Annotated in this window: 5 protein-coding genes; 2 read left to right on the plus strand and 3 right to left on the minus strand. The window is 71.5% G+C overall.

From position 1 onward, the window contains the following. On the plus strand, window positions 1–437 hold a 437-nt coding region (locus tag Q7T15_RS09455), incomplete at its 5' end, for a methylated-DNA--[protein]-cysteine S-methyltransferase (RefSeq protein ID WP_304695627.1). Continuing rightward, window positions 437–1,027, plus strand: coding sequence for a DNA-3-methyladenine glycosylase I (locus Q7T15_RS09460; protein WP_304695629.1), 591 nt, complete (start codon window positions 437–439; stop codon window positions 1,025–1,027). The genes Q7T15_RS09455 and Q7T15_RS09460, both read left to right, overlap by 1 nt. Window positions 1,028–1,033: 6 nt before the next feature. Here the strand turns inward: Q7T15_RS09460 and Q7T15_RS09465 are convergent, their stop codons facing one another. From Q7T15_RS09465 to atpD, 3 genes are all read right to left on the minus strand, one after another. Then, entirely contained in the window at window positions 1,034–1,819 is a 786-nt protein-coding gene (locus Q7T15_RS09465) for a YaaA family protein (protein ID WP_304695631.1), read from the minus strand. 51 nt (window positions 1,820–1,870) lie between these two features. After that, complete coding sequence (locus Q7T15_RS09470) at window positions 1,871–2,134, minus strand: F0F1 ATP synthase subunit epsilon (protein ID WP_304695633.1); 264 nt, start codon at window positions 2,132–2,134, stop codon at window positions 1,871–1,873. 2 nt (window positions 2,135–2,136) lie between these two features. Then, the coding region (gene atpD, locus Q7T15_RS09475; RefSeq protein WP_304695635.1) for a F0F1 ATP synthase subunit beta at window positions 2,137–3,086 on the minus strand (950 nt) is incomplete at its 5' end.

A 3,086-nucleotide genomic window follows, 5' to 3' on the forward strand; every position in this document is an offset into this window, starting at 1 on the left:
ACGTCGGCGACGACGACGCCGTCACTCGGCTCGAGATCGAGACCGCGCAGGGTTTCCGCGACGGCGAGGCGCCGGATGCGCCGACGCCCGTCCTCGAGCGCGCGGCCGCGCAGCTCGGCGAGTACTTCGCGGGCGACCGTCACGACTTCGACGTGCCCGTGCGGCTCGGGGGCACCGCGTTCCAGCGGGCGATCTGGGCCGAGCTCGACGCCATCCCGTTCGGAGAGGTGCGCAGCTACGGCGAGCTCGGGCGCGCGACCGGGCGGGCGACCGCTGGCCGCGCCGTGGGCGGAGCGGTCGGCGCCAACCCCGTGCCGCTGCTCGTCCCGTGCCATCGCGTCCTCGCCGGCGACCGCCGGATCACGGGCTACAGCGCCGGCCTCGGCGTGCCGACGAAGGTGTGGCTGCTCGACCACGAGGGCATTGCGCACCGCTGATGGCCCCGCGCTCCGACCTCACCGTCGACGACGACGGTCGCGCCCGCTGCGGCTGGGCGGGCGCCGACCTCGAGTACCGCCGCTATCACGACGAGGAGTGGGGCCGACCTCTGCGCGGCGATCGGCCGCTGTTCGAGAAGCTCTCGCTCGAGGCCTTCCAGTCGGGCCTGTCGTGGATCACGATCCTCAAGCGGCGCGAAGGGTTCCGCTCCGCGTTCGCGGGCTTCGACCCCGCGGTCGTCGCCGAGTTCGACGACGCGGATGTCGAGCGGCTGATGGGCGATCCCGGCATCATCCGCAATCGCGCGAAGATCGCGGCGACGATCGCGAACGCACGACTGCTCGCTCCGTGGCTCGCCGACGAGCCCGGCGCTCTCGACGCGCTCATCTGGTCGCATGCCCCGTCACGGCGGGGGCCCCGGCCGACGGCCCTCGCCGACCTGCCGGCCACGACCGCCGAATCGGTCGCCCTCGCGCGAACGCTCAAGGCGCGGGGGCTGCGCTTCGTCGGTCCGACGACGGCCTACGCGCTCATGCAGTCGGCCGGGCTCGTCGACGACCACCTCGAGGGCTGCTGGCGCGCGAGCTGACCGGCGTCACCGTCTCGCGAAGCCGTCGAGCGTCGCGGGAACCACGAGCTCGAGCTCACCCGGGGCGCCGGGCCTCAGAGGCCATCCGAGCTCCGTGGCGACGGCCATGACGCCCTCGAGAGAGTCGGGCACAGGACCGTGCTCGAGCAGGGCGCGCACGAACGCGCCCTTGCCCTTCTTGTTGAAGTGGTTGAGTGCGCGAGCGACGCCGTCGTCCCCGATCGACACGACGCGCACGAACAGCGCGTCATCACGACCCGGCAGCGGGCCGAGGGCCGCGTAGCCCTCCGACCGCAGATCGAGGATCGGGCCGGGGAGCGCCGCGACGACGGGCGCGAGCACGGGCGCCCAGTGCCGCTTGAGCGTCACGCCGGGCAGTCGGCTGTCGTGCGAGAGCCGATAGGCGGGGACGGGGTCGGCCGCGCCGAGGATCCCGAGCAGCGCCGAGTGCACGACGACGTGGCGCTCGGCCCGACTCCGCGCAGCGCTCGAGAGGCTCGGGGCATCGAGCGCGTCGTAGAGCACGCCCGTGTAGCGGTCGAGGGCCGGCATCGTCGGGCTCGAGCGCGCCGCGCGGGCGCGCGCGAGCTCCGTCGCCGCGGACTTCGCGCCGAGCTTGAGGGCGCGCGCGGCGTCGGCGTCGGCTCCGGCGAGGACGGCGTCGAGAGCGTCGAGGAGGCGGCGTCGGGCATCCGTCGCCTGCGGGAACGACAGAGCCGCGAGATCCAGAGAGGATCCCGCGGCTCCGCCGTCGCGCTTGGTCTCGGAGGGCGGGAGGATCAGCGTCGTCACGACGCGCCCCCGCCCGGCCCGGCGCCCCGAGGGGCGTCGGAGGCCGTCACGTCAGGAGACGAGCTCGGCCTGGCCCGCGACGATCGTCACGGTGTTGTTCTCGACCGAGAGGAAGCCGTCCTCCGCACGAGCGGTGAGGGGCGCGCCGCTCACCGGAGTGATGCGCACCTCGCCCGCGCTGAGGATGCCGAGGATCGGCTCGTGACCGGGCAGGATGCCGATCTCGCCCTCGGTGGTGCGGGCGACGATCTGCTTCGCGGTGCCCGACCAGACCTCGCGGTCGGCCGAGACGACGCTCACGGTGAGCTCGGCCATGATCAGCCGTTCTCCTTCTGGATCTGAGCCCACTTCTCCTCGACGTCGCTGATCGCGCCGACGTTGAAGAAGGCCTGCTCGGCGACGTGGTCGAACTCGCCCTTGGCGATCGCGTCGAACGACTCGATCGTCTCCTTGAGCGGAACGGTCGAGCCCTCGACACCCGTGAACTTCTTGGCCATGTAGGTGTTCTGCGAGAGGAACTGCTGGATCCGGCGCGCACGCGACACCGTGATCTTGTCCTCCTCGCTGAGCTCGTCGACACCGAGGATGGCAATGATCTCCTGGAGCTCCTTGTTCTTCTGCAGGATCGCCTTGACGGTGGTCGCCACGCGGTAGTGGTCCTCGCCCAAGTAGCGGGGGTCGAGGATGCGCGAGGTCGAGGTCAGCGGGTCGACGGCCGGGTACAGACCCTTCGACGCGATCTCGCGGCTGAGCTCGGTCGTCGCGTCGAGGTGCGCGAACGTCGTCGCCGGCGCGGGGTCGGTGTAGTCGTCGGCGGGGACGTAGATCGCCTGCAGCGAGGTGATCGAGTGACCGCGCGTGGAGGTGATGCGCTCCTGCAGGATGCCCATCTCGTCGGCGAGGTTGGGCTGGTAGCCCACCGCGGAGGGCATGCGGCCGAGGAGGGTCGAGACCTCCGAGCCGGCCTGCGTGAAGCGGAAGATGTTGTCGATGAAGAGCAGGACGTCCTGCTTCTGCACGTCGCGGAAGTACTCGGCCATCGTGAGCGCCGAGAGGGCGACGCGGAGACGCGTCCCCGGCGGCTCGTCCATCTGACCGAAGACGAGAGCGGTCTTGTCGAAGACGCCCGCCTCCTCCATCTCGTGGATGAGGTCGTTGCCCTCACGGGTGCGCTCGCCGACACCGGCGAACACCGACACACCGCCGTGGACCTGCGCGACGCGCTGGATCATCTCCTGTATGTGGACGGTCTTGCCGACGCCGGCGC

It is taken from the genome of Microcella sp. (assembly GCF_030645145.1).
GTDB lineage: Bacteria > Actinomycetota > Actinomycetes > Actinomycetales > Microbacteriaceae > Microcella.